Source organism: Acetobacterium sp. UBA5834, assembly GCF_002435675.1.
Taxonomy (GTDB): domain Bacteria; phylum Bacillota; class Clostridia; order Eubacteriales; family Eubacteriaceae; genus Acetobacterium; species Acetobacterium wieringae.
In genome coordinates this window covers 31,080-55,918 of record NZ_DJGY01000055.1, presented here as the reverse complement: position 1 = coordinate 55,918, position 24,839 = coordinate 31,080, and the positions used below count along the sequence as shown (strand labels likewise).

19 protein-coding genes and 1 riboswitch are annotated in these 24,839 nt (G+C 44.2%); of the genes, 2 read left to right on the top strand and 17 right to left on the bottom strand.

Features of this window, described 5'->3' with window-relative positions; translation table 11 throughout:
* Positions 1 to 291: 291 nt before the first annotated feature.
* The 6 genes from B3F51_RS11290 to B3F51_RS11265 all read right to left on the bottom strand — a co-directional run bounded on the left by B3F51_RS11290 (position 292) and on the right by B3F51_RS11265 (position 7,398).
* On the bottom strand, positions 292 to 1,713 hold the full coding sequence (locus tag B3F51_RS11290; RefSeq protein WP_286804977.1) for an alanine/glycine:cation symporter family protein: 1,422 nt from the start codon (positions 1,711 to 1,713) through the stop codon (positions 292 to 294).
* 202 nt (positions 1,714 to 1,915) lie between these two features.
* Positions 1,916 to 3,031 carry an alanine dehydrogenase gene (gene ald / locus B3F51_RS11285; RefSeq protein WP_286804976.1) on the bottom strand — a complete coding sequence of 372 codons (1,116 nt, stop codon included), beginning with the start codon at positions 3,029 to 3,031 and terminating at the stop codon, positions 1,916 to 1,918.
* A gap of 54 nt (positions 3,032 to 3,085) precedes the next feature.
* Positions 3,086 to 3,547: an Lrp/AsnC family transcriptional regulator gene (locus B3F51_RS11280; RefSeq protein WP_286947160.1), complete on the bottom strand. Its 462-nt coding sequence runs from the start codon at positions 3,545 to 3,547 to the stop codon at positions 3,086 to 3,088.
* A 412-nt stretch (positions 3,548 to 3,959) separates the two neighbouring features.
* Positions 3,960 to 5,441, bottom strand: a complete 1,482-nt coding sequence (gene pap / locus B3F51_RS11275; RefSeq protein WP_148637541.1) for a polyphosphate:AMP phosphotransferase — start codon at positions 5,439 to 5,441, stop codon at positions 3,960 to 3,962.
* A gap of 191 nt (positions 5,442 to 5,632) precedes the next feature.
* Positions 5,633 to 6,826: an isocitrate/isopropylmalate family dehydrogenase gene (locus tag B3F51_RS11270; protein ID WP_148637540.1), complete on the bottom strand. Its 1,194-nt coding sequence runs from the start codon at positions 6,824 to 6,826 to the stop codon at positions 5,633 to 5,635.
* A 65-nt stretch (positions 6,827 to 6,891) separates the two neighbouring features.
* Positions 6,892 to 7,398, bottom strand: coding sequence for a phosphohydrolase (locus tag B3F51_RS11265; protein WP_070370168.1), 507 nt, complete (start codon positions 7,396 to 7,398; stop codon positions 6,892 to 6,894).
* Between the two features lie 179 nt (positions 7,399 to 7,577).
* On the opposite strand from B3F51_RS11265, the gene B3F51_RS11260 reads away from it, so the two are divergent.
* The gene (locus B3F51_RS11260; RefSeq protein ID WP_286947156.1) at positions 7,578 to 8,036 is read left to right on the top strand and encodes a LiaF domain-containing protein; all 459 of its coding nucleotides are present in this window, start codon (positions 7,578 to 7,580) and stop codon (positions 8,034 to 8,036) included.
* Positions 8,037 to 8,072: 36 nt separating this feature from the next.
* Here the strand turns inward: B3F51_RS11260 and B3F51_RS11255 are convergent, their stop codons facing one another.
* Both B3F51_RS11255 and B3F51_RS11250 read right to left on the bottom strand, forming a co-directional pair.
* Complete coding sequence (locus B3F51_RS11255; protein ID WP_286947154.1) at positions 8,073 to 9,467, bottom strand: putative bifunctional diguanylate cyclase/phosphodiesterase; 1,395 nt, start codon at positions 9,465 to 9,467, stop codon at positions 8,073 to 8,075.
* Between the two features lie 138 nt (positions 9,468 to 9,605).
* Positions 9,606 to 9,681, bottom strand: a riboswitch (cyclic di-GMP riboswitch).
* Positions 9,682 to 9,875: 194 nt separating this feature from the next.
* Positions 9,876 to 11,213 (bottom strand): glucose-6-phosphate isomerase, encoded by a 1,338-nt coding sequence (locus tag B3F51_RS11250; RefSeq protein WP_286947152.1) that lies wholly within the window; start codon positions 11,211 to 11,213, stop codon positions 9,876 to 9,878.
* 197 nt (positions 11,214 to 11,410) lie between these two features.
* Between B3F51_RS11250 and B3F51_RS11245 the strand changes: the two genes are divergently transcribed.
* Positions 11,411 to 12,430 carry an aldo/keto reductase gene (locus B3F51_RS11245; protein WP_286947149.1) on the top strand — a complete coding sequence of 340 codons (1,020 nt, stop codon included), beginning with the start codon at positions 11,411 to 11,413 and terminating at the stop codon, positions 12,428 to 12,430.
* An 84-nt stretch (positions 12,431 to 12,514) separates the two neighbouring features.
* On the opposite strand, the gene B3F51_RS11240 is transcribed toward B3F51_RS11245, so the two are convergent.
* The 9 genes from B3F51_RS11240 to gap all read right to left on the bottom strand — a co-directional run bounded on the left by B3F51_RS11240 (position 12,515) and on the right by gap (position 24,834).
* Positions 12,515 to 13,612, bottom strand: a complete 1,098-nt coding sequence (locus B3F51_RS11240) for a glycerol dehydrogenase (RefSeq protein WP_286947147.1) — start codon at positions 13,610 to 13,612, stop codon at positions 12,515 to 12,517.
* A 251-nt stretch (positions 13,613 to 13,863) separates the two neighbouring features.
* The gene (clpB, locus tag B3F51_RS11235; protein ID WP_286947145.1) at positions 13,864 to 16,467 is read right to left on the bottom strand and encodes an ATP-dependent chaperone ClpB; all 2,604 of its coding nucleotides are present in this window, start codon (positions 16,465 to 16,467) and stop codon (positions 13,864 to 13,866) included.
* Between the two features lie 15 nt (positions 16,468 to 16,482).
* Positions 16,483 to 17,133 carry a hypothetical protein gene (locus B3F51_RS11230; protein WP_148637533.1) on the bottom strand — a complete coding sequence of 217 codons (651 nt, stop codon included), beginning with the start codon at positions 17,131 to 17,133 and terminating at the stop codon, positions 16,483 to 16,485.
* A 220-nt stretch (positions 17,134 to 17,353) separates the two neighbouring features.
* Positions 17,354 to 19,333: a sodium-translocating pyrophosphatase gene (locus tag B3F51_RS11225; protein ID WP_286947143.1), complete on the bottom strand. Its 1,980-nt coding sequence runs from the start codon at positions 19,331 to 19,333 to the stop codon at positions 17,354 to 17,356.
* A gap of 49 nt (positions 19,334 to 19,382) precedes the next feature.
* The gene (gene secG / locus B3F51_RS11220; protein WP_070370159.1) at positions 19,383 to 19,613 is read right to left on the bottom strand and encodes a preprotein translocase subunit SecG; all 231 of its coding nucleotides are present in this window, start codon (positions 19,611 to 19,613) and stop codon (positions 19,383 to 19,385) included.
* Between the two features lie 125 nt (positions 19,614 to 19,738).
* A complete protein-coding gene (gene gpmI / locus B3F51_RS11215) occupies positions 19,739 to 21,274 on the bottom strand; it encodes a 2,3-bisphosphoglycerate-independent phosphoglycerate mutase (RefSeq protein ID WP_286947142.1) in 1,536 nt (511 codons plus the stop codon).
* 224 nt (positions 21,275 to 21,498) lie between these two features.
* A complete protein-coding gene (gene tpiA / locus B3F51_RS11210) occupies positions 21,499 to 22,236 on the bottom strand; it encodes a triose-phosphate isomerase (RefSeq protein WP_286947141.1) in 738 nt (245 codons plus the stop codon).
* Positions 22,237 to 22,519: 283 nt separating this feature from the next.
* Positions 22,520 to 23,710, bottom strand: coding sequence for a phosphoglycerate kinase (locus B3F51_RS11205; RefSeq protein ID WP_070370156.1), 1,191 nt, complete (start codon positions 23,708 to 23,710; stop codon positions 22,520 to 22,522).
* Between the two features lie 119 nt (positions 23,711 to 23,829).
* The gene (gene gap, locus B3F51_RS11200) at positions 23,830 to 24,834 is read right to left on the bottom strand and encodes a type I glyceraldehyde-3-phosphate dehydrogenase (RefSeq protein ID WP_148637529.1); all 1,005 of its coding nucleotides are present in this window, start codon (positions 24,832 to 24,834) and stop codon (positions 23,830 to 23,832) included.
* Positions 24,835 to 24,839 lie beyond the last annotated feature (5 nt).

Sequence of the window (24,839 nt, the reverse complement as noted above, 5' to 3'; positions counted from 1 at the left end):
ATTATATCATATTAGTTTTTGAGTGTATACACTTTAATACAGGTAATTTTTTGCCGGAATTTTGCAGCGTTTTTTTGTTTATTAGCCCGAAAACGATTAATGTTAACCTTTTTATCGTTTGTATCTCTTTTAAGTGGATAGTATTGTGTATTCGAAAACTTTTATCCTCACAAATTAATTCTTCGCAATAATTGGCTGCGGATGAACTGTTAAAATCTTTATTAACAGTTCATCAACAGTAATTTTTGTGAATTGATAACTTTTTCTAAATTTTTAATTGCTCTTGACTCACTATTTCTTTTTAGCTTCTTTAAAGGCCAATTTCTCTGGTATTAAAAAATCAGTCTGAAACTCAAAACATTCCTTGGCAACCACACTGCTTAAGACGAGCAGACTGATTAAATTGGGAATGGCCATCATGCCGTTCATCGCATCCGATAAATTCCAGACGATTTCCAAGGCCGTCGTGGCTCCAACAAAAACGACCAGGCAATAGAGAACCCGATAAATCGTTACCGCAATTGGTGCTTTGATTAAATACTCCAAGGACTTTTCGCCATAATATTCCCAACCCAATATGGTTGAAAAGGCAAACAGGGTAATTCCAACGGTAACAATATAGCCGCCAACTGGCCCCAGTGCTGATTGGAAGGCAGCAATGGTCAGATTGGCGCCCATTAAAATTTCACCACTGGCATCCAATGTCCCGAGCGCCCCGGATGAAGCAATTACCAGACCGGTAATGGTACAAACCACGATGGTATCAAAAAAGGTTCCGGTCATATTGATATAACCTTGTCGTGAGGGATGATCGGTTTTGGCGGCAGCCGCAGCGATTGGTGCCGACCCTAAACCAGCTTCATTGGAGAAGACACCCCGGGCAACTCCCCAACGCATGGCTGTCAGCATCGTTGCAATAATGGTACCGCCAACACCACCAGCCATTGCTGTCGGTGAAAAGGCCATGGTAAAGATTTCAGCAATACCTGCTGGGACATTTTGATAATTAATGATAATGACAAGAATGGCAGCCAGTACATAAAAAACGGCCATAAATGGGACAATGACCCCGGATACCCGACCGATGCTCTTAATCCCACCAAGGATAACCATAAATGCCAATGCCATCAAAATCAGGCCGGTGATCCAGGTTGGTACCCCAAAGGTTCCATTGACGGCTCCGGCAATGGAATTGGCCTGAGTCATATTACCGATTCCAAAGGATGCCACCGTGGCAAACAAGGAAAACAAAAAGGCCAGGGTTAAACCAATTTTTTTGTTCTTAAAACCATTTTTCATGGCGTACATCGGACCGCCAGCCATTTCACCTTTGGCATTGGTTTCCCGGTACTTAACCGCCAGAACACTTTCAGCATATTTAGTCGATAATCCAAACAACGCTGAAATCCACATCCACACCAGAGCGCCTGGCCCCCCCAGTACCATTGCCGTAGCCACCCCAACAATATTCCCGGTACCGATAGTGGCTGCCAGCGCCGTCATCAGCGATTGAAACGGTGAAATATCGCCCGAGTCATCACTATGGGTCTTGTCCTGTTTGGCAAAAACCGATTTTAGTGCATAACCCAGGTTGAGCCATGGCTTAAACTTTAAACGCACCGTTAAAAAAATACCGGTTCCCATTAGCAGTGCCAGCATAACGGGTCCCCACACAAAATTATTTACAGCTGAAATGATATCCGAAAAACTCATATTGCCCCCTTAAAATTTATAAGCTTGTTATCGATTACATCGTATCTGGAATTTTCTTAAATAAGGGCTTCACCATTACCAGTAACAGTGTCACCCTTATTGTCTGTTCCAATGAGCTAAATTTTATGTCATGTTTTTTCGTTTTATTTCTGATGCCAAAATTGATATTGCCGTTATTTAAGTCTAAAGCGGCTATCCCGTTCTACAGTAAATCTTCGGCTGGTACGTATTCTTTATTTAAACCTTCGGCGACACCCTTACAGGTAACGTGTCCCTTGTAGGTGTTTAAGCCTAACAACAAGGCCTGGTCTTCTTTCATGGCCGCTTCTGGTCCTTTGTTGACAATATCCAGTAAATAAGGTAGCGTCGAACCGGTCAGAGCATAAGTCGATGTTCGGGGAACAGCGCCAGGCATGTTAGCAACGGAGTAATGGATCACGCCATGTTTTTCAAAACAAGGATTATCATGGGTGGTGCTGTGGTCAATGGTTTCGACTGATCCGCCCTGATCAATGGCGACATCAACAATTACCGAGCCCTTTTTCATGTTTTTTACCATCTCTTCAGTAACCAGTTTAGGTGCTTTTTCTCCAGCAACCAGAACCCCACTGATCAGTAAATCTGATTTTTTGGTCAGTTCCGCCATGTTGTAAGGATTGCTGATTAATGTGGAAACACGACCATTAAAAACATCATCCACATAGGTTAATCTGGGTTTGCTGATATCAATAACGGTCACATGAGCGCCCAGACCAACGGCCATTTTGGCTGCATTCATCCCGACAGTACCGGCTCCAATAATCATGACTTCGGCGGGTAATACGCCAGTAACACCACCTAACAACATCCCTACGCCACCGTGATAGCGCTGCAGCATAGTTGCGCCAACTTGAACTGACATTCTACCGGCCACTTCACTCATGGGAATCAGTAATGGCAGGGAGCGATCCGGTAATTGAACGGTTTCATAGGCAATCCCGGTGATTTTTTTCTTCATTAGTATATCGGTTAAAGGCAGGTTTGGAGCAAGATGTAGATAGGTAAATAGGGTCTGTCCTTCTTTCATCAGTTCATATTCAGACTCGATCGGTTCTTTTACTTTTACAATGATATCGGATTGATCAAATACTTCTTTGGCCTGTTGCAGAATGACGGCCCCTTCAGCTGCATATTCGCTATCGGCGATACCGCTTTCAAAGCCAGCATTGGTTTCAACAAGCACCTTATGGCCACTTTTAACCAGGGCATGAACACCTGCCGGTGTGACGGATACACGAGACTCATTGTTCTTAATTTCTTTTGGAATACCTACAATCATGATAAAAACCTCCTGTTTTTTTAATATAAATTTGTGATCTGAGTTTTTAAATCGTTACACATCCGCATCTTCAGTCGGAAGAATGGAGTATGTATTCTTAACAGTTGATAGGGTTACAATCGTTTTTGTTTTTTGTACCCCGGGAACTGTTTTAATGCGATTGAGCACCGCTTCCAGACTTTGGGTATCTTTGGTAATAATTTTAATTAAATAATCATAATCTCCGGCCAGATAATCACATTCGATAATTTCATGTTCCTTTTTCACCAATTCGATAAATCCCTCAATATAGTTGGGATGCTTAAGCGATATGAACATATAGGCAACCAGGTTTTTGTTCATTCGCTGCGTTGAAATAATGATGGTGTACTGTTGAATGATGCCGGAAGAATCTAATTTTTTGATGCGTTCGCTAACTGCCGGAACGGACAGGCTGACTTCATTCGCTATTTCTGAAGCCGTTACTCTGGCATTTTTTTGCAGTAGCTTGAGGATTTCAATATCAATTGAATCCATCTAAAACTCCTTTCCACTAAAATTATTGAGCTCATTATATCCGAATTTTCAAGCAAATTAAACGTTTTCAATGAATAACAATAGATCTTTTTGTCAGAAGAATAAATCACTTTAAATGCTTAATAAAAACTGGTTACAAAGCGTTCCCGCACTTAAACTTTTTAATTATTTTAATTATCCCATTGAAAAACTGAGGTAAAATTTAAAAAAACTTAAAAAACTATTTTCCAAGCCCTGATAGTTTTAGTATGAATATCCAAATAGCTGTATAAATAATTGTATTGCTCATCATATTCTTTATTTCATGTTACAATTTTTTGTCACGCCTGTCCAGCGATCACTATGGAGAGGCGTGACGGGGTTGAGGTTTTATCATTTTTATGGTTATGCTCTTGCTATACCAGGTATCCTGCTAATCATTCAAGCGATTTTCGATGGCGGCAATGGTTTCATTGAGCACCTTAATCCGGGCGTAATACTTATTCTGGGCTTCGACGATAATCCAGGGTGCATTGACCGTTGATGTTTTTAGCAGCATTTCATCCACCGCTATTTTATACACCTCCCATTTATCACGGTTGCGCCAATCCTCATCTGTTATTTTCCACTCTTTATCAGGGTTTTCTTCCCGGCCAGTGAAACGCCTTAATTGCTCATCCTGATCAATCTGCAACCAGAATTTAATGACAATCGCTCCCCAATCGGAGAGCTGTTTTTCAAATTCATTGATTTCCCGATAACTCCGGTCAAATTCCTCCTGGGTACAAAATCCTTCAATTGGCTCCACCATCACCCGGCCATACCAGGTTCGATCCCATACCCCCAAATGACCGTTTTTGGGGATATCCCGCCAGAAACGCCAGAGATAATGATGCTTTCGTTCCAGATCACTGGGGCTGGCAGTGGGATACACCGTATACCCCCGGGGATCAAGGTTCCTGGTCAGTCGTTTAATGCAACCGCCTTTGCCACCGGCATCCCAGCCTTCAAACCCGACAATCAGCGGAATCCGCCGCCGATAGAGCTCGAATTGAAGCAAGCGGATTTTTTTCTGAGCTTCTTTAATCTGGCGCTGATATTCTTCTTCGCTGATGACCTGATCAAGAACAATGCCATCGAGAATCTTTGACTGAAACGGCATATCACCTTCATGAATCAACGGTTTAAGTTCAATTGCCGGGGCCTTATTGACCGTTTCGATGGCTTTTTCCAGCCGTTTTTCCAGGACACTGAAAACCTTGATCAGAGCATAGTCTTTTTGTTCGCCTTCGATAATCACCCAGGGAGCACAGTCGTTGTCGGTCAGCTCCAGTCCCCGGTTGACCTTTTCATAGAGCTTATCATAATGCTTGTTTTCTTTTTTATCCCGAGGGGTTACCCGCCAGGCTGTGGCATCATTTCCCAGCAACTTGTTAAAGCGTCTTTTTTGTTCCTTTTTGCTGATGTGAACAAAGAACTTAAAAATAATCATCCCATCATCCGAAAGCGCCTGCTCGAATTCATTGGCCTGTTTCATCAGCCCCTGCATATTTAAGGCATCAATTGATTTGCGGTAGACCAGGTCGCTGTAATAACTGCGGTTAAAAATAGCGATCTGACCTTTCTCCGGCGTTTTGGTCCAGTAACGCCATAAAAACGGACGAAAAATCTCGTCCTCACTCTCCTGCTTTTTGAAATTATGGACCCGAAAAGACCGTGGATCCATGGGCATCAGCAATTCGTTGATCAGGGTTCCCTTGCCAGCTGCATCCCAGCCTTCAAACAGAATTAAGACAGGAATACCCATATCGTGCAGGGTTCGCTGCAGTTCACCTAACCGTACCGTCAGTCGTTCTTTTTCCTGGCGGTAGGTTTCTTTGTCGATTGTTACACCTAAATCAATTTTTTCCAGCATGATAGCCTCCTAAATAAATATGATTTTGTATGAGATAACATTTCAAACACAAGCGCCCCGTGACAGGCGCTTATGGAAGTAGCAGACAATGGTATCAGTTTTTCTGGAGTGTTTTTTAAGTGCTCGCAGCGCTGTTGATCCAACTGATCGTTGCCGCAAAAAAAGGGCGTCTCAAAAGACGCCCTCATCAGTTATATAAATTTTTCATAAATTGCGTCCAGGTTGGGATTGGACAAAGTTTCCATGACATAGTCGGCATACTCTGAACCCGTGGCGCCTGTTTCCCGTCCGGTGAGCACCAGTTTTTTCTCGTACAGTCCGCAAATGTCCAAAGCTTTTTGAAGCTGCTCAGCTTTTTCATTGTAACCAATATGCACCAGCAACATCCCGGCGGCCCGAATAATGCTACAGGGATCGGCATATTGCCCCCGACCCTCTTCCACCATTCGTGGCGCTGATCCATGAATCGCTTCGAACATGGCATATTGTTTGCCGATATTGGCTGATCCAGCCGTACCGACACCACCCTGAAACTCAGCCGCTTCATCAGTTAAGATATCACCATAGAGGTTTGGTAAAACCATCACCTTAAACTGACTACGTCGTTTTTCATCCACCAGTTTGGCGGTCATGATATCGATGTACCAGTCATCCATTTCAACAGTGGGATAGTTTTTGGCAATCGCTTTGGCCGTATCTAAAAATTTACCATCAGTGGTTTTGATAACGTTGGCTTTCGTCACTACGGTCACTTTATTTTTACCGGATTTTTCCGCAAAATCAAAGGCGGCCTTGATGATTCGCTCTGAACCTTCCTGGGTCGTGACGGTGAAATCAATGGCAAGATCATCATTGACATGGATGCCCTTGCTGCCAACAGCATAAGCTCCTTCAGTGTTTTCCCGATAGAAGGTCCAGTCAATATTCTTTTCCGGTACCGATACGGGTCGAACGTTGGCAAATAAATCCAATTCTCGACGCATCGCCACGTTGGCACTTTCGATATTTGGCCAGGGGTCACCCTCCCGGGGGGTAGTTGTTGGTCCTTTTAAGATTACATCACAGGTTTTGAGTTCTGCTAAAACCTCATCCGGAATCGCTTTGCCGCAGGCGGCCCGATTTTCAATGGTCAAACCGTCGATGATTTTAAAGACAATTCTGCCCGTTTTAACGTCATCGGCCAATAAAAATTCCAATACCCGTTGGGCTTCAGCTGTAATAAATGGCCCAATGCCATCACCACCGACAACACCGATGATAATCTGTTCTTTTGTTGTAAAATCAGTAAAATCCTTTTGAATCGCCATTTTTTCGATGCGGGTCAGTTGTTCTTTAATCAGCTCTCCAAAATGGGCTTTTGCTCGTTCAATTTGTTCTTCGATCAAGTTCTATCCTCCGTCAAATCAATTTATTAGGGTCATATATCATTCTTAAGGCACTATCTATTGCCTTAAGCTTTGGACATCATACTTTTAAGCCGTTTGATGGGCTGGGTGTTTTTAAAAACCAGTTCATGCGTAGCCACAAATTTATCCACTGCCGTCACAACCCAGCTGCCTAAATTTGCTGGTGGAACAGGCGTCAGTGGAAACATGTGCTTGACGATCATGTCGGCCTGACGTTCATCAATATCAAAATATTTTTCGGCATTTTCCAGGGCTGTTTTAGGATGCGAAAAGCCATGCATCTCTTTGATTCGATCCAAGCCCTTTCCGGTTTTCACCTTTCCCTGCCAGGACTCCAGAAAAAAATCATGGAGGGTTGCGCCCCGGGCAATGGAGGCATAATCCATACCTAAAAATCTGGCTACGCGATAGGAGTAATATCCAACTGCGACTGAATGTTCATACAAACCATTGCCATGGTGATCAATTTCTCTTAATTTTTGGAATTCACTGTGTGTTATAATATCGCCAACAATGGTTTCAAACTCATCATAATACTTTTTTGTTTCCATTGAGACCTTTCATTTGCTCTTATTTATTCAGCAATGCTGAACAGATGCTTCGAATATTATAGCATAATACCTTTATTTTTAGTTAAAATTATCGGAGATGTTCTGAAAAAAAACAAAAAAAGATTCGAATCTTCTGAAAACCATGTTAAACTGATTAAAAAGAACAGGAAGGATCAATCATGAAGATAAAAAACATACTCATCGGAACCGGTGTTGTTTTCGCCACCAGTCTGGCGCTTTATCACACCTGTGTGATAAAGAAGGGCAAAACCTTTGCCGCCAGTCTGGATAAGAGTCCCGAATCGCTGGATGAAGCAGTCCTATATGGCGGTAAAATGAAAGACTACCAGAACCAAACGATGCAGGATACCAAAATCGGCGCCTTCTTTGGGGGCATGCAGCTTGATTTTTCGGAGGTGATCACCGATAAAGCTGCTTATCGCATGGATATCAGCATCATTAATGGTGGTTTGAACATCATCGTTCCCAACAACTTTAGACTGAAAATAGTCGACACCTGTAAATTTGGCGGTATTGCCGATCATACCGTTTGTCTAGATCCAGATAATTCAGTGGCCCTTTCGGTTTTTGCCGACGTCACCTGCGGCGGGCTGAATTTTGAAAATGCCCCGGAATAAAACACTTACTCCCCAACAAAAAAACTGAAATCCAGGCTAAACTGATTTCAGTTTTTTATTGACAAATGCTTCAAATTCAGGGATATTCATCGGCTTGGCATAAAAAAAGCCCTGGGCGATATCACACCCCTTCTCTTTAAGAAAATCTACCTGTTCCCGGGTTTCCACCCCTTCGGCAACAGTAATCAGATCGAGATCCTTGGCCATATTCAGCATACTGGTAATGATCTTTTCCCCCCGGGCATTATCCGTCGATTCGCTGAAAAAGGCCTTGTCCAATTTTAAAATATCTGCGGGCAGGTTTTTCAGAGTATTGAGAGATGAATAGGCGCGACCAAAATCGTCGATGGAAATATGAAAGCCAAAATCTTTTAAATGATTCATAATCTCAACCATCTGGACATCATTATTAAAAATAGTGCTCTCAGTCAGCTCAATTTCGATCATTTTAGGATCTACCTGATAACGATTAGTAATCGTCAACAATTCTTCCGGTAACAGCATATTTTCCAGATGAAGCCGGGAAAAATTAACTGAAATAATCATATTGGTCAGTTGATCCATCTCCTTTTCCCATTTCGCCAGCAGCTTGCACACTTCTTCAAACATATAAGTATCGATTTTTTTAACAAAGCCATTTTTTTCAAACAAGGGAATAAATTCATTGGGTGGCAGCATCCCCCGTTCGGGATCATTCCAGCGCACCAGCGCCTCGGCACCAATAATTTGTTCATCCGAAAACAGATATTTGGGCTGGAGATAAACTTCAAACTCGCCACTTGCTAACGCTCGCTCCATTCTGTTTTCAATTTCATTTTCTAGAATCAGGGCGGCTCGCATCGATTCTTCGTAAAATGCATAGCTAATCTGGGAATTATCTTTGATCGACCGTTTAGCCATATTGGCACGATCACTAAGGGTATTAATATCCAACTCCGTTTCGCCAATCAAATAAACCCCCATGGAGATACTAACGATGTATTTCTGAGAATAGCCATTGATTTTGCAAATCAAATTTTCCAGCCGCTGAGAAAACTCTCCGTAGCCCTCATACTTCATTAAAATACAGAAATTGTCGGTTGCCATTCGGGCAAACAATTCCTCTTCGCAGAGATAATTTTCTAAAATTTTCGCAATGGCGGTGAGAATTTCGTTACCCGTCTGGTGCCCGTATAAGTCATTAATGGCCTTAAACTTATCGATATCAAAAATTACCATCGCATAATCCTGGGTCTGATTAGAGTCCATGATTATTTCACAATCTTTTTTAAACTTAATCCAGTTGGAGCAACCGGTTAAAAAATCAAAATCCTGAAGTTGCTTAAGTCGCTGGATTTCTTTTTTAAAGGTGCCGATGGTAAGATTGCTGTTCAAACTGATCATAAAGAGACCCATAAATGCCAGACCATAGAGAAGTATTTCCTGAATCACTCCTTGGTTCTCCTGGGAAAAAGACACAAAATTAACGAATCCCATCAACATGACCAAAAAAAACAACGCAAAGCTGAGGACTATAAACCTTTTTTCGTCATACTTCTTCACCATTACCTCCTAAATCGTTAAATCTATTTGAGTAACTGGCTGACTTAAAAAAGTCCCTTTAGCTTTGCGTCACTATTTCACAACAGTTTTGCCCTGTAATTTAGTATTCTTTTTTATCTCGGTACACAGATCTTTTAAGGAATGTAAAAAGACAATTCGTATTGTTTTTTTGATATTGTATCATAATTGTAACGATATGTCTTGTGCTGATTATTCAATTTTTTATTCTTTATTTGCCACAAAGCCGGTCATTTGACCATAAAACAAAGATACAAATTTGGGGCGCACTGGGGTCTGCTAGAGACGTTCTTCCAATTCCACCGTCAGATCTTCATAACCCGGTTTATGCAGCAACGCAAACATGTTCTTCTTATAGGCTTCCACCCCCGGCTGATCAAAGGGATTAACCCCCAGTAAATAGCCGTTTAGTCCGCAGGCTTTTTCGAAAAAATAGATCAGTTTGCCAATATGGAAGGCATCCAATTTCTTAAGCTTAATAATCCCATTAGGGACTCCGCCATCAACATGAGCCAACAGGGTGCCCATAAAGGCTTTTTCATTAACCGCATCAATTTCCCAGCCAGCAAGGTAGTTGAGTCCTTCCAGATTCTTTTCGTCCCGGAATACCTTCAGGTTGGACTGGTCTTCTTCGATGACGATCACGGTTTCAAAATGGTTTTTGGGGCCGTCCTGAATCATCTGTCCCAGCGAATGGAGATCGGTTGAGAAATGCACCGAAGCCGGAAAAAGTCCCTTACCGTCTTTGCCGTCACTTTCGCCAAACAATTGTTTCCACCACTCCGCCAAATACTCCAGGGAGGGATCATAATCCACTAAAATTTCAATATTTTTACCGCGGCTGTAAAGGACATTTCGATACAATGCGTATTGAAAACATGGGTTTTTTTCAAACTCTGGTTTGTTATACTCCTGATATCCGGATTTTCCACCATCCATCAACCCATCGATATCAATCCCTGCTGCAGCGATCGGCAGCAAACCGACGGCGGTATAAACGGAGTAACGACCTCCAATATCATCGGGAATAACAAAGGTTTCATAACCTTCTTCATCAGCCATAAACTTTAAGGCTCCTCGGGTAGCATCCGTTGTCACAAAGATCCGCTCCTGTGCCCCCGCTTTGCCATACTTTTCTTCCAGAAACTGTTTAAAAAACCGAAAGGCGATGGCCGGTTCAGTGGTAGTCCCGGATTTCGAAATGACATTAACACAGACTTCCTGATCCTTCAACAAGGCCAGCAGGTTCTCCAGATATTTTCCGCTGATATTCTGACCGGCAAAATATATTTTAGGGGCTTTTCGCACCGCTCGGGGTTCATCATTGTAAAAAGGACTGGTCAAGGCTGTGATCACCGCTTTCGCACCCAGATAGGAGCCACCAATACCAATCACCACCAACGCATCACAGCGATCCTGGATTTTTTTTGCCGCCTCTTTAATCCGGGTAAATTCATCCTGATCAAATTGAACCGGATAGTCTACCCAGCCCAGAAAATCATTACCCATCCCGGTTTTATTCATCAACTCATCATTGGCTTGAGCCAACTGTTGATAGCGACTTTCAAACTCACTGGAATCTATATTTGCATAAGAGAGATCGAAACGAATACTCATAATTCTTACCTTCTTTCTTAAATATTAACATATTTTCATTTTACACTATCAGTGATTGGAGTGTCAATTAATGTTCATTCACCAATCTGAAAGAAAGTTGAAATGCAACGGATCTTTGAGCCAATGACCGCATAACAGGTGACTTTTCTGATTTGATATGATAAAATGGGCAAAACCAAGAAAAGAAGAGGTGTAAAATGGAAACGCGAGTACTGGGACAAACCGGATTAGAAGTATCCCTTATTGGCTTTGGTGGCATTCCAATCCAACGCTGTAACCAATGGGAAGTTGACGAAATTGTTGAAAACCTTATTGAAGAAGGTGTTAATTTTATTGATACTGCCAGAGCTTACACCAACAGTGAAGAAATGATCGGGGAAGCGTTGAAGCAATGGGGCCGGGAACATTTTTACCTGGCTACAAAAACACCAAAACTCAGCTATGATGAGGTGCTAGCTGATGTGAACACCAGTCTGGCTGAGTTACAAACCGATGCCATCGATTTATATCAGTTCCATAATGCCAAAACGATGACCGACTACGAAACCATTATGAGCCCCGGGGGTGGATATGATGCGCTGGTCGACTGTAAAAAACAGGGGCTGATTAAACATATCGGCATTACCTCCCACTCTTACGAAGTGCTCGATCGGGCTCTGGATGAAGATAAATTTGAGACCATCCAGTTTCCTTATAATATTGTCGAAAACCGTGGCGCACCGCTCTTTGAAAAAGCCAAGCAAAAAAATGTCGGGGTCATTATCATGAAACCGCTGGCTGGCGGCGCCTTTATCCACGCTAATTACGCCCTGCGCTGGGTGGCTGAGAATCCCAATATTTCAGTATTGATCCCTGGCATGGATTCAGTCAAGCAGGTCCTTAAAAATACCCGGGTCGGTAACGATTTTGTGCCGCTGTCCGATGACGAACGACAAACCCTTGAAGCGGATGCCAAAGCGCTGGGTAAAACCTTCTGTCGCCGCTGCGGTTATTGCGCCCCCTGTCCTCAGGGCATTGATATCCCGATGCAGTTTATTGTCGAGGGCTATTACCGTCGCTACGATCTTGAAGAATGGGCTCTGGACCGTTATCGCAGCTTTGTCGCCAATGCTTCCGACTGTGTTCAGTGCGGAGAATGCGAACCCCGTTGCCCCTATAATCTACCGATCCGTGACATGCTGAAAAAGACCCGGGAACTGTTTGACCCGCTGGTATAGGAGCTCAATCCATCAACACAGATAAAAAGGTCACAATCCCACAACAGGTGAGATTGTGACCTTTTTTTCAATAAAACTGCTTAATTAGTCACACAAGTATAAGCGACCCAGGGCATCTGCCGCCATAATCGCTGCATAAACGGTGTCAGCATCGACATCAAAAGGCATATTATGAATGGTTTCGCCGGGATCAGCCGCTGCTACTGCCACCGCCATGATTTTTTCTGGAGTTGGATCGATACAACCCAATTCACCCAACGTAATTGGCAGACCAACAGATAAACAGAAATCAATGACTTCTTCAATATCTTCCAAGGAGCGGTTTTCCATCACCAGTTGAACCAGCGTTCCGAAAGCAACTTTTTCACCGTGATACATATGGTGACATTCCGGTAATACGGTTAAGCCGTTATGTATGGCGTGACAAGCAGCCAGCCCGCCACTTTCAAAACCAACCCCACTGAGGTAAGTATTAGCTTCAATAACATTTTCCACCGCCGGGGTACAGCTTGCCGCTTCAACCGCCAGCTTCGCTTTCAAGCCGTCTTCAATTAAAATATCATAGCATAGTTTTGCCAAAGCCAATGCCGATTTGGTCGGATGTGCTCCTGACATGGTGGTTCCGTTGGAATCCACGGTGGCCTGAGCTTCAAAATAAGTAGCCAATGCGTCTCCCATCCCAGCGACAAAAAGTCGGGCTGGAGCCGCTTTGATGATGTCGGTATCCATCACGACAATCTCAGGGTTTTTAGGTAGAACCAGGTATTCATCAAACACGCCGTCTTCGGTATAAATAACGGATAAAGCCGAACAGGGCGCATCGGTAGATGCAATGGATGGTGCAATCACGACCGGCAGTTTTTCATAGTGTGCCGTCGCTTTGGCTGTATCCAAAGTTTTTCCGCCACCAATTCCAACAACCACGTCACAGCCTTCAGCTTTAACGATTTCCTGGAGACGGGCAATTTCAACCTTTGAACATTCACCGTTAAACTTTTCGGGTGTGAATTTAATTCCCGCCGCTTCGAAACTGGCTTTCAATTCCTCCGCTTTGGTTCGCATCATGGTTCCGCTCATTAAAACAAGCGCAGATGTTCCAAATTTTCCAACATGTTCCGGTAATTTACCAACTTCTCCGGCCCCTTGAACATAACGACTGGGAGACATAATAATCTTTTGCATTTTCTACCTCCGAAAATATTTTTTCGTTATTATTATATCAAATAATTCCCGGGATGCATTCGTTATTATCGAAAAAAATCAGGCCAGCGCTGATACTATTTCTGGTCTGATTTTATTTTTTTCACCGGTTCTTAATACAATTGGTAATTTTTTGTTTTCTGCTATAACGATTTCAATCAAGCATCTGCATGAAAAGAGACCAACCGACCCGAAGCGGGTAGGTTGATCTCTTTTACTTTAGGCCATTTACTTTAGGCCATATAGAATTCGCCGTTAGGATCGACATCGATGGTTACGGTCTGACCCTCATGGACATTGCCCTTTATGATTTCTTTACCGACCATGGTTTCGATGTGTTTTTGCAGGTAGCGTTTCAGCGGTCGGGCCCCATAAGCCGGGTCAAAGCCCATATCAATAACGGCATCAATAGCCTCCTGGGTCAGCGTAACCGTGATGCGTCGTTCTTCCAGTCGTTTCTGCAAATCTTTTAAGAGCAGGGTGACGATCTGGCCAATCGCTTCCTTATTGAGCGGTTTGTAGAGGACAATTTCATCAATCCGATTTAAAAACTCTGGTCGGAAATAACTCTTTAACAATTCCATCACAGCCGCCTCTGTTTCTTCCGTAATTTCGCCAGAAGTATTAATCCCTTCCAGTAAATATTCGGAACCGATGTTAGAGGTCATGATGATGATCGTGTTTTTAAAATCGACGGTTCGTCCCTGGGAATCAGTAATTCGGCCATCGTCGAGGATTTGCAGAAGGATATTAAAGACATCTTTATGGGCTTTTTCAATCTCGTCCAACAGAATTACACTATAGGGTTTACGACGAACTGCTTCGGTGAGCTGTCCACCTTCTTCATAACCAACATATCCCGGAGGTGCCCCGATTAACCGGGAGACCGAAAATTTCTCCATATACTCGCTCATATCAATGCGAATCATATTTTCTTCACTATCAAAGAGGGTGGCAGCGACCGCCTTGGCCAGCTCGGTTTTCCCGACCCCGGTGGGTCCCAGGAACAGGAAACTGCCAATCGGACTGTTGGGATTCTTGATCCCGGCCCGGGAACGGATAATGGCATCAACCACTTTGAGGATCGGCTCTTCCTGACCTACAACCCGTTGTTTTAAGGTGTCTTCCAGCGCCAGCAGTTTTTCCCGTTCGCCTGAGACCAACTTACTTAATGGGATATTAGTCCAATCGGAAATGATTTCGGCAATTTCTTCCTCGGTGACCTTTTCCCGTTTGAGACTATTATCATCACTTTTTTCATCAGCTTTGCGCTTGATCTCATCAATTTTGGCGGTCTTTTCGGGAATTAAGCCATATTCCAGTTCCGATGCTTTGCGGTAATCCCCTTCCCGAATCGCTTTTTCCCGCTCATAGGTGAGCTGATTCAGCTCTTCCTGCAGAGTTTTCAGGGTATCGGCAGACTGTTTTTCATTTTCCCATTGCATACTCATGGTGTTAAAGCGTTCTTTATATTCCACCAGTTCTTTCTGAAGCCGTTCCAGCCGTTCTTTGCTGAGGGTATCTTTTTCTTTTTTCAGGGCCACTTCTTCAATTTCCAACTGCATCATCTTACGGCGCACCTCATCCATTTCCTCCGGCATGGAGTCCATTTCGGTGCGGATCTTGGCACAGGCTTCATCAATCAGATCGATGGCTTTATCCGGCAAAAATCGGTCCGAGATATAGCGGTTGGACAAGGTAGCTGCTGCCACTAAAGCGGTGTCCAGAATCTGGACGCCATGGTAACGTTCATAGGTATCTTTTAAGCCTCTAAGAATTGAAATGGTGTCTTCCACAGTCGGCTCGTCCACCAGCACCGGTTGGAAGCGGCGTTCCAGCGCCGGGTCTTTCTCAATATACTGACGGTATTCATCCAGGGTGGTGGCCCCAATACAATGGAGTTCCCCTCTTGCCAGCATTGGTTTTAGCATATTGCCAGCATCCATGGCGCCTTCAGTTTTACCGGCACCAACAATATTATGAAGCTCGTCAATAAACAGGACGATTTCGCCGTTGCTGTCGACCACCTCTTTTAAAACCGCTTTAAGCCGTTCTTCAAATTCACCGCGGTATTTGGCGCCAGCTACCAGGGCCCCCAGATCCAGGGCAATAATTCGTTTGTCTTTGAGACCTTCCGGTACATCACCGGCTACAATTCGCATTGCCAGACCTTCGACGATAGCCGTTTTACCGACCCCCGGTTCCCCAATCAAGACCGGATTGTTCTTGGTTTTGCGGCTTAAGATCCGAATCGCATGACGGATTTCAGCGTCCCGACCAATAACCGGATCAAGTTTGTTATCAATGGCATCCTGTACCAGATCGTGACCATATTGGCTGAGGGCTTCATAAGTAACCTCAGGATGGTCGTTAACCACCCGCTGACCGCCTCGCACTTCTTTTAGAATATTTTCGACTTCTTTTTTGGTAATGCCGTAACGTTCCAGTATTTCCACAGCCTTGGACTTTTTACCGAGACTGTATAGCGCCAGTAGGATACACTCCACCGAAATATACTGGTCGTCCAGTTTTTTTGCTTCTTTATAGGATTCGTTTAAAACCTTATCGGTGTCACTGCTGATGTAGACCTTTCCCTGTTCCCGACCGGGGCCGGAAACACTGGGCATTTTGCCGATTTCCCGACGCAGTCCTTCGGCAATGGTGTGGGAATTCTTACCCAGCCGGTCAAAGATCCGTCCGACCACTCCGTTTTCCTGAGTGATCAACCCCATCAGCATATGTTCCGGCTCGATTTCCATGTGGTTGTATTCTCCGGCGATCAGTTCTGCCGTTTTGATTGCTTCTAATGATTTTTGGGTGAATAAATTCATATCCATAATTGTACCTCTTTTTTATTGGTTATTTTTTTTATAATCTTCACGATATATGTTCTCCAGAAGATTGGTGAGATCCTTAACCCCGGCTTCATCAACCTTCGAAAAATAGACGTTCATGGCCCGGTCAATCATTTTTAGATAACGGGTCAGGTTATCAGTGACCGTTTCAATATCCTGGGTCAACTCCGCCTCATCCTCAAACGCCCGAATAAACTTATGATTTGTCAAATTTTCTACTGAATCCCGATGATCTCCCTGCTGCGCTTTTTCAATGTCAGCAATCAGCTTGAAAAACTCGTCAAAATGATCATTTAAATTTTCAGATTTGGTTCGGGAGCTGATTTTCAGTACTGCATACTTGCCCCGCTTACTGCTGATAAATTCATAGCTGTAACGAACCTTGGGGCGATACTTATATTTCAGACTTTTGCCGAATTGGATACTGGAGTTTTTATTAATTTGGCTCACTGACAGGGTATCACTGAAGTTTTCATCCAGCTGTTCCAGGATTTTCTGAATTTTTTGTTCCGGGGTCACCAGTCCGATTTTTTCGGCCAGGATATCATTGATCAGTTGGGAGCGGTTGGTATTATTTTCATAGGCAATTTGATCTATCTTCTCAACTATTTCATCGAATAGCATTAAACTGTATACACTTTTTATCATATCATCACTCCTTTTAAATAAATTATAGTATTATAAATTTAATTCGTCAATCTATTTATGTATTTTAAATTACATTTTTTGTTTTGCTCAGCTTTATTTAAGTTTATTTCTATTACTGCATACCCAATTATTTTACCCTTAACCTCAGCCCCAACCCAAAAAGAACCTGAATGCCGTCTGGCATTCAGGTTCTTTTTTTTACGGAAAGATTATTTTTTTATTAGATTAAGAATAATGGAGCAAATACTAATGATACGATGGTCATCAATTTGATTAAGATATTGATCGATGGTCCAGAAGTATCTTTAAACGGATCACCTACGGTATCGCCAACAACAGCGGCTTTATGGGCATCACTGCCTTTTCCACCATGAGCGCCGCCTTCAATGAATTTCTTGGCGTTATCCCAGGCACCACCGGCATTCGCCATAAAGATAGCCATTAATACCCCGGTAACCAATGCACCGGCTAATAAACCGCCTAAAGCGTCCGCACCCAGGATCAGACCCATGGCCAAAGGAGCAGCCACGGCCATTAAACCTGGTACGATCATTTGTTTTAAGGCTGCAGCAGTTGAAATATCAACGCATCTGGCATAATCCGGTTTTTCGGTACCAGCCATAATGCCCGGGAATTCCCGGAACTGACGACGCACTTCTTCGATCATTTCGTTGGCAGCAGAACCAACCGCTTCCATGGTTAAGGCTGAGAACAGGAATGGCAGCATCCCACCGATAAACATCCCGATGATAACATTGGGGTTTAAGATATCAATGCTCTCTAAACCAACGGTTTGAGCATAGGATGCAAACAGCGCCAAGGCTGTCAGAGCAGCTGAACCAATGGCAAAACCTTTACCGATGGCGGCAGTCGTGTTACCAACGGCATCAAGTTTGTCGGTGATCTGTCGCACTTCTTTAGGCATTTCGGCCATTTCGGCAATCCCACCGGCATTATCAGCAATGGGGCCATACGCATCGACGGCAATGGTCATGCCGCAAGTAGAAAGCATTCCGACTGCTGCTAACGCAATCCCAAACAGACCTGCAGCAGTATAAGCAACGAAAATACCAACGGCCATTGCTAAGATTGGGAACATGGTGGATTTCATCCCCACTGACAGACCACTGATAATGGTAGTAGCTGGACCGGTTTCTGATTGCTGAGCAATGTGTTGTACCGGTTTGTAATGATCCGAAGTATAATACTCAGTTAATTTACCTATAACAATCCCGACCACTAAGCCAGCAACAATCGCAATAAATGATTTGTCATACTCAGTTCCTTGTGTAAAATAATTCGACAGGAAGTAAGACGCAATCACCACCAGAATCCCACTGACATAGGTTCCCATGTCCAGGGCTCGTTGCGGATTCGAACCTTCCTTACCGCGAACAAAGAACGATCCGATAATTGAAGCAAAAATACCAACGGCTGCTAACAGCATTGGGAATAAGATCCCATCATAACCATCAAGTGCTAACGCACCTAAAGTGATGGCCGAGATAATTGAACCGACATACGATTCAAATAAATCCGATCCCATCCCGGCCACGTCACCAACGTTATCGCCAACATTATCAGCGATAACTGCCGGGTTTCGCGGGTCATCTTCCGGAATACCGGCTTCAACCTTACCAACCAGGTCAGCACCGACATCGGCAGCTTTGGTATAGATACCACCACCAACACGACCGAATAATGCAATTGAAGAGGCACCCAGACCAAAACCGGTTACAATGGTGACATCACCAAATAATAAGTACAGCGCACTGACGCCCAGTAAACCCAGACCAACCACACACATACCCATTACCGCACCGCCGGAAAAAGCTACTGAAAGCGCTTTATTCATCCCGCTGGTTTTAGCAGCATTGGCAGTTCTGACATTGGCTTTCGTGGCGACCTGCATTCCGAAGAATCCGGCCAGGATAGAAAAAATAGCTCCAACCAGGAAACAGACCGCAGTCATAATACCCAAGCCGGGTGTAACGGTTAAAATAACAAACAAGACAGCGATAAAAATTGCGATCATTTTATATTCACGTTTTAAAAATGCCATGGCACCTTCGTGGATATATCCAGCGATCTCTTTCATTCTGTCTGTACCGGCGTCAACTGCAGTTACGCGTTTTGCAAAAATAAGCGCAACAAGCAACGCCACGACTCCAATGGCTGGAGCCAGAAACAATAATTCCATTCTCAATTTCCCCCTGTAAGTTTTTGCATCTCTCTAATTCAGATGCCTGTTATGATACGATTGAATAAACGAATGCCGACAACATGAATAAAACACCTGAGATTTTTGTTGCTTTTTCTAAAACACCTTCAAATCCTTTGGCTTTTTTCTTTCCAAATAAGGTCTCAGCACCACCTGCGATGGCTCCTGACATCCCGGCTGTTTTTCCTGGCGACAACAGTATTGCTGCAATCAGAACCAAGCTGGAAATCAGTAAAACGACCAGTAAAGCTTCTTTCATTAGTATCACCTCCGTAAATAATCGTGCACGTTATAATATCATAACCAAAAAACATTTTCAATCATAAAAAAAGTCCCAATCGAGACTTTTCCTATGTAAACGGTCACAGTTTTTGCATTTTTGCTTTATTTTTCCTTAATCAGGGTTTCTCCGGTCATTTGGGCCGGTTTAGCCAGCCCCATCAGATCCAGTAGCGTCGGGGCCACATCTGCCAGACGACCGTCGTCTCGCAAGGCAACATCGCCATCACCCAGCAGAATACACTTAACCTGGTTGGAGGTATGGGCCGTAAACGGCATGTGGGTTTCGTAGTCGATCATTTTTTCGGCATTGCCGTGATCGGCAGTGACGATCACCTTCCCCCCTTTTGCCAGAATCGCATCGATGACTTTTTTGGCACAGGCATCCACCACTTCCACTGCCTTTTCGGCCGCTTCGAAAATGCCAGTATGTCCGACCATGTCGGCATTGGCAAAGTTAAGAATCATCAACTGATACTTCTCGCTTTCAACGGCCGCTACAGCTTTATCGGCCACTTCATAGGCACTCATTTCCGGCTGCAGGTCATAGGTAGCTACGTGAGGGGACGGTACCAGAATCCGGTCTTCCAGCGGATATTGTTTTTCCAGACCGCCATTGAAGAAATAGGTGACATGGGCGTACTTTTCGGTTTCGGCAATACGCAGTTGGGAAATACCCAGATTACTGAGATATTCGCCGAGGGTATTGTCAATCGTCACCGGTTTATAAGCAATTGCGACATTTTCAAAAGACTTATCGTATTGGGTCATAGTCACATAATAAAGCCCCAGATAGCCGGTTTTACGTTCAAATTCCTTAAACTCCGGATCGATAAAAGCCCGGGTAAGTTCTCTGGCCCGGTCGGGACGGAAATTAAAGAAGATGATGGTATCATTGGCCTTAATGGTTTTATCTTCGGCCGTGTCAATAATCGTCGGCAGCACAAACTCGTCAGTTATCTTGGCAGCGTAGGTTTCTTCCATGACTTGAATGGCTGAGACAGCATGGTTGCCAGCACCCACGGTCATGGCATCATAGGCTTTTTCGACCCGATCCCAGCGATTGTCCCGATCCATGGCATAGTAACGACCCATGATGGTGGCAATTTTGCCGACACCCAATTCAGCCATCTTGGCTTCCAATGACTTGACATGGCCCAGTCCGCTGTCAGGCGCCGTATCCCGGCCATCCATCAGACAGTGAACATAAACCCGGTCTAAGCCCTGTTTTTTGGCCAGGTTTAATAAAGCGTAGAGATGGCACTCATGGCTGTGTACCCCACCATCAGACAACAGCCCCATCAGGTGCAGGGCTCCACCCTTTTGTTTGGCCGATTTGATCCCGGCCAGGAAGGCTTCATTGGTAAAAAAGTCGCCATCTTCGATTGACTTGGTAATCCGGGTCAGTTCCTGATAAACGATCCGGCCTGCTCCCAGGTTTAAATGGCCGACCTCGGAATTACCCATCTGACCTTCGGGCAGACCAACGCCAAGGCCGCTGGCGGTGATGAGGGTATGCGGATAGTCCTGGGAGATGGAGTCAAGAAACGGAGTTTGGGCCTGTTCAACGGCATTACCCTCGGTACATCTGGTAAAGCCGTAGCCATCCAGAATAATCAGGGCGGTTAAATTCTTATTCATATGATCACACCTTTCGGTTGAAATATTTTATCTCCATAAAAAACTGACATCAAAGCGATCATTGTTCACTTCCGTTCGTTTGAAATTTCATCGACGTTTCGGGCGATCAATGATCGCCCCTACGAAATAATGCATGACGTTTAAGTATCAGTTAGACATCGCAATAAATTTTTAGTTAGTCGAGGCGATCAGTAATCGCCCGCACTACGCAATCGATTTAAGAACTAAAACTTCACAATCTCCGAGAAAGTCGGTTTAAGCGAGGCGCCGCCGACCAGGGCGCCGTCAATGTTATCCATGGCCATCAGGTCTTTGATGTTTTCAGGATTAACGGAACCGCCGTATTGAATCCGGACTTTTTCGGCCGCTTCTTCGCCAAACATTTTGGCAATGGTTTGGCGGACCCAACCGCAGGCTTCATTGGCTTCTTCCTTACTGGCTGTTTTACCAGTGCCGATGGCCCAGATTGGTTCGTAGGCAACCACCACCTTAGTGATGTCATCAATGCCTTTTAGTCCGGCTTCCATCTGACCGACCACCTTGGCTTCTGCTTTGCCGCTCTCCCGTTCTTCCAGAGTTTCACCACAGCAGACGATTGGGGTAATCCCCAGGCTCAGAGCTTTAATGGCTTTTTTATTAACGGTTTCGTCGGTTTCGTTAAAATACTCCCGCCGTTCTGAGTGGCCAATTAAAACATATTTAACGCCGATCGCCTGAAGCATTTCACCAGAAACTTCCCCCGTATAAGCACCACTTTTTTCAAAGTGCATGTTTTGTGCGCCAATGCCAACGTTGGAATCCTTAGCCATTTCCACGGCTTTTTGCAGACCCAGATAGGTGGGACAAAAAACCACTTCCGCTTCGGCCCCGGCCACCAATGGCAACAGGGTGTTCATCAATTTCTCGGTTTCGAAAATATCATTATTCATTTTCCAGTTTCCGGCAATAATTGGTTTTCGCATCGTTTTCTCCTTAGATTTGATTATTTAAGCTGTAATTTAAAGAATCGAACAAATATTGCTTTGATGTCGGTTTCCGCAACCAGAAGAAATCGCTATGCGAATTTCTTCTGGTTCACGGGCAGTCGCCAACTACAAGCCAGCTTGTGATTGGCTCATTGCCTTCGTGAAAACTATTTAGTAACGTGTAGGCGAACAGGCGATAGACTGTACGCCGTACAGTGTAGAAATTGTTTGGCGCAAACCGGCAGCGAAGCTCACGACAGTTTATTAATTACCTATTTGATTATTTATCCTGTAAGATTTCAATTCCGGGCAATTTTTTACCTTCCAGGAATTCCAGTGAAGCACCACCCCCGGTAGAAATATGGCTCATGCCCTCTTCATAGCCAAGGATTTTTACTGCTGCTGCGGAATCACCACCGCCGATAATGGTAATCGCATCAGAATCAGACATCGCTTTGGCAACAGCTTCGGTTCCTTTGGCAAAGGCCGCCATTTCAAATACCCCCATGGGGCCGTTCCAGATCACAGTTTTAGCGCCCAGAATTGCTTTTGTAAAGCTAGCCGCCGTTACCGGGCCAATATCCAGTCCCATCGAACCGGCCGGGATGGCATTGATATCCACTACCACAAAAGGCGCATCAGCCGCAAAAGCTTCAGCTGCGACCACATCCACCGGCAGTAACAGGTTGACGCCTTTGGCTTTGGCTTTTGCCACCAACTCGTTTGCCAGCTCCAACTTATCTTCTTCCAGCAGCGACTTGCCAATTTCATAGCCTTGAGCTTTCAGGAAGGTAAAGGCCATGCCGCCACCAATAATCAGGGTATCAACCTTTTCCAGCAGATTGTTAATGACTCCGATTTTGTCAGAAACCTTTGATCCACCAAGAATCGCCACAAAGGGCCGTTCCGGGTTTTCCAGAGCTTTTCCCATAAAATCCAGTTCTTTCTGAATCAGAAAACCCGAAACGCCCGGTAAAAACTCTGCGATCCCAACTGTTGAAGCATGCGCCCGATGAGCCGTTCCAAAGGCGTCATTGACAAAGACATCCCCCAGATCGGCCAGTTCTTTAGAAAAGCCCTGATCATTCTTCTCTTCTTCTGCCCGGAAACGGGTGTTTTGAAGCAACAGCACCTCACCGGGTTTCAGTCCCGCTGCGGCGGCAACCGTTACCGAACCGGTTACTGCGCCGTCATCATTGAAGATAACCGGTTTTTTTAGTAATTCCGACAGTTTCTTAGCAACCGGTTCCAACGAATATTTGGGATTTGGCTGATTTTTGGGGCGACCCATGTGAGACATTAAAATCAATGAAGCACCCTGTTCCAAAATATAATTAATCGTAGGTAAGGCGGCAGTGATCCGGGTTTCATCAGTGATGATGCCGTTTTCATCCAATGGCACATTGAAGTCCGCCCGCATTAATACTTTTTTTCCTTTTAAATCGATATCAGATACGGTTTTTTTACTCATCTTTTTATCCTCTCGGTTTTTCATTTGCTTTATAAACAATTTCAGAAGCAGTTGCAATGGTTTTGCAAAAGCTTCTGAAAAGTTTTTCGAATGATATTTTTTATACTCAGTTCAGCTGATTAGAATTTTGTGGCAACATATTCTGCCAAACGGATTAACTGGGCAGTATAGGACATTTCATTATCGTACCAGGCAATGATCTTAACCTGTTGTTTTCCACCTTCTACATTCATTACCCGGGTTAAGGTTGCATCAAAAAGAGAACCATATGACATTCCGATAATGTCAGTAGAAACCACTTGTTCTTCGTTATAACCCATGGTTTCATTGGCGGCTGCCTTGACTGCCGCGTTAATTTCATCGGCGGTCACGTCTTTTTCCAGCACACAGGTCAGGTCAACCAGCGAGCCAGTGATGACTGGTACCCGTAATGCAAATCCATCCAGTTTGCCGTTTAAGGCTGGTAATACCTTGCCAACTGCGGCTGCAGCTCCAGTGGAAGTTGGAACGATATTTTGCGCGGCGGTACGGCCACGTCGTAAATCTTTATGTGGTGCATCCAGGGTTGCCTGGTCATTGGTATAGGCATGAACAGTGGTCATTAAACCGCTAACTAAACCAAAACTGTCATTTAATACCTTGGCTACCGGTGCTAAACAGTTGGTGGTACAGGAAGCCCCACTGATTACTGTTTCGGTACCATCGAGAATATTTTCATTAACATTGAAAACAATGGTTTTAACATCGCCTTTGGCTGGTGCAGAAATAATGACTTTTTTAGCGCCAGCTTTGATGTGTTTGCCAGCTCCATCTTTATCGGTGAAGAAGCCAGTTGATTCGATGACAACATCGACACCAATGGTGCCCCATGGTAAGTTTTCAGGATCTCTTTCAGCAAAGATTTTGATGGCTTTTCCATCAACCACCATGGTATCATCTTTTACTTCGATGGCATCCTGCTTGAATTTTCCCTGGGCGCTATCATATTTTAATAGGTACGCTAAGGTTTTTGCGTCGGTTAAATCATTGATAGCCACAACATCAAACGCCGGGTTATCTGCCATTAATCGGAATGCTAAACGACCAATTCTTCCAAAACCATTAATTGCTACTTTTACAGACATTTTAT

Excerpts from the sequence above, each read along its gene's own strand:
- B3F51_RS11290 (WP_286804977.1), bottom strand. The coding sequence starts at position 1,713 with ATGAGTTTTTCGGATATCATTTCAGCTGTAAATAATTTTGTGTGGGGA.
- ald (WP_286804976.1), bottom strand. The coding sequence starts at position 3,031 with ATGATTGTAGGTATTCCAAAAGAAATTAAGAACAATGAGTCTCGTGTA.
- B3F51_RS11280 (WP_286947160.1), bottom strand. The coding sequence starts at position 3,547 with ATGGATTCAATTGATATTGAAATCCTCAAGCTACTGCAAAAAAATGCC.
- pap (WP_148637541.1), bottom strand. The coding sequence starts at position 5,441 with ATGCTGGAAAAAATTGATTTAGGTGTAACAATCGACAAAGAAACCTAC.
- B3F51_RS11265 (WP_070370168.1), bottom strand. The coding sequence starts at position 7,398 with ATGGAAACAAAAAAGTATTATGATGAGTTTGAAACCATTGTTGGCGAT.
- B3F51_RS11260 (WP_286947156.1), top strand. The coding sequence starts at position 7,578 with ATGAAGATAAAAAACATACTCATCGGAACCGGTGTTGTTTTCGCCACC.
- B3F51_RS11250 (WP_286947152.1), bottom strand. The coding sequence starts at position 11,213 with ATGAGTATTCGTTTCGATCTCTCTTATGCAAATATAGATTCCAGTGAG.
- B3F51_RS11245 (WP_286947149.1), top strand. The coding sequence starts at position 11,411 with ATGGAAACGCGAGTACTGGGACAAACCGGATTAGAAGTATCCCTTATT.
- B3F51_RS11240 (WP_286947147.1), bottom strand. The coding sequence starts at position 13,612 with ATGCAAAAGATTATTATGTCTCCCAGTCGTTATGTTCAAGGGGCCGGA.
- clpB (WP_286947145.1), bottom strand. The coding sequence starts at position 16,467 with ATGGATATGAATTTATTCACCCAAAAATCATTAGAAGCAATCAAAACG.
- B3F51_RS11230 (WP_148637533.1), bottom strand. The coding sequence starts at position 17,133 with ATGATAAAAAGTGTATACAGTTTAATGCTATTCGATGAAATAGTTGAG.
- B3F51_RS11225 (WP_286947143.1), bottom strand. The coding sequence starts at position 19,333 with ATGGAATTATTGTTTCTGGCTCCAGCCATTGGAGTCGTGGCGTTGCTT.
- secG (WP_070370159.1), bottom strand. The coding sequence starts at position 19,613 with ATGAAAGAAGCTTTACTGGTCGTTTTACTGATTTCCAGCTTGGTTCTG.
- gpmI (WP_286947142.1), bottom strand. The coding sequence starts at position 21,274 with ATGAATAAGAATTTAACCGCCCTGATTATTCTGGATGGCTACGGCTTT.
- tpiA (WP_286947141.1), bottom strand. The coding sequence starts at position 22,236 with ATGCGAAAACCAATTATTGCCGGAAACTGGAAAATGAATAATGATATT.
- B3F51_RS11205 (WP_070370156.1), bottom strand. The coding sequence starts at position 23,710 with ATGAGTAAAAAAACCGTATCTGATATCGATTTAAAAGGAAAAAAAGTA.
- gap (WP_148637529.1), bottom strand. The coding sequence starts at position 24,834 with ATGTCTGTAAAAGTAGCAATTAATGGTTTTGGAAGAATTGGTCGTTTA.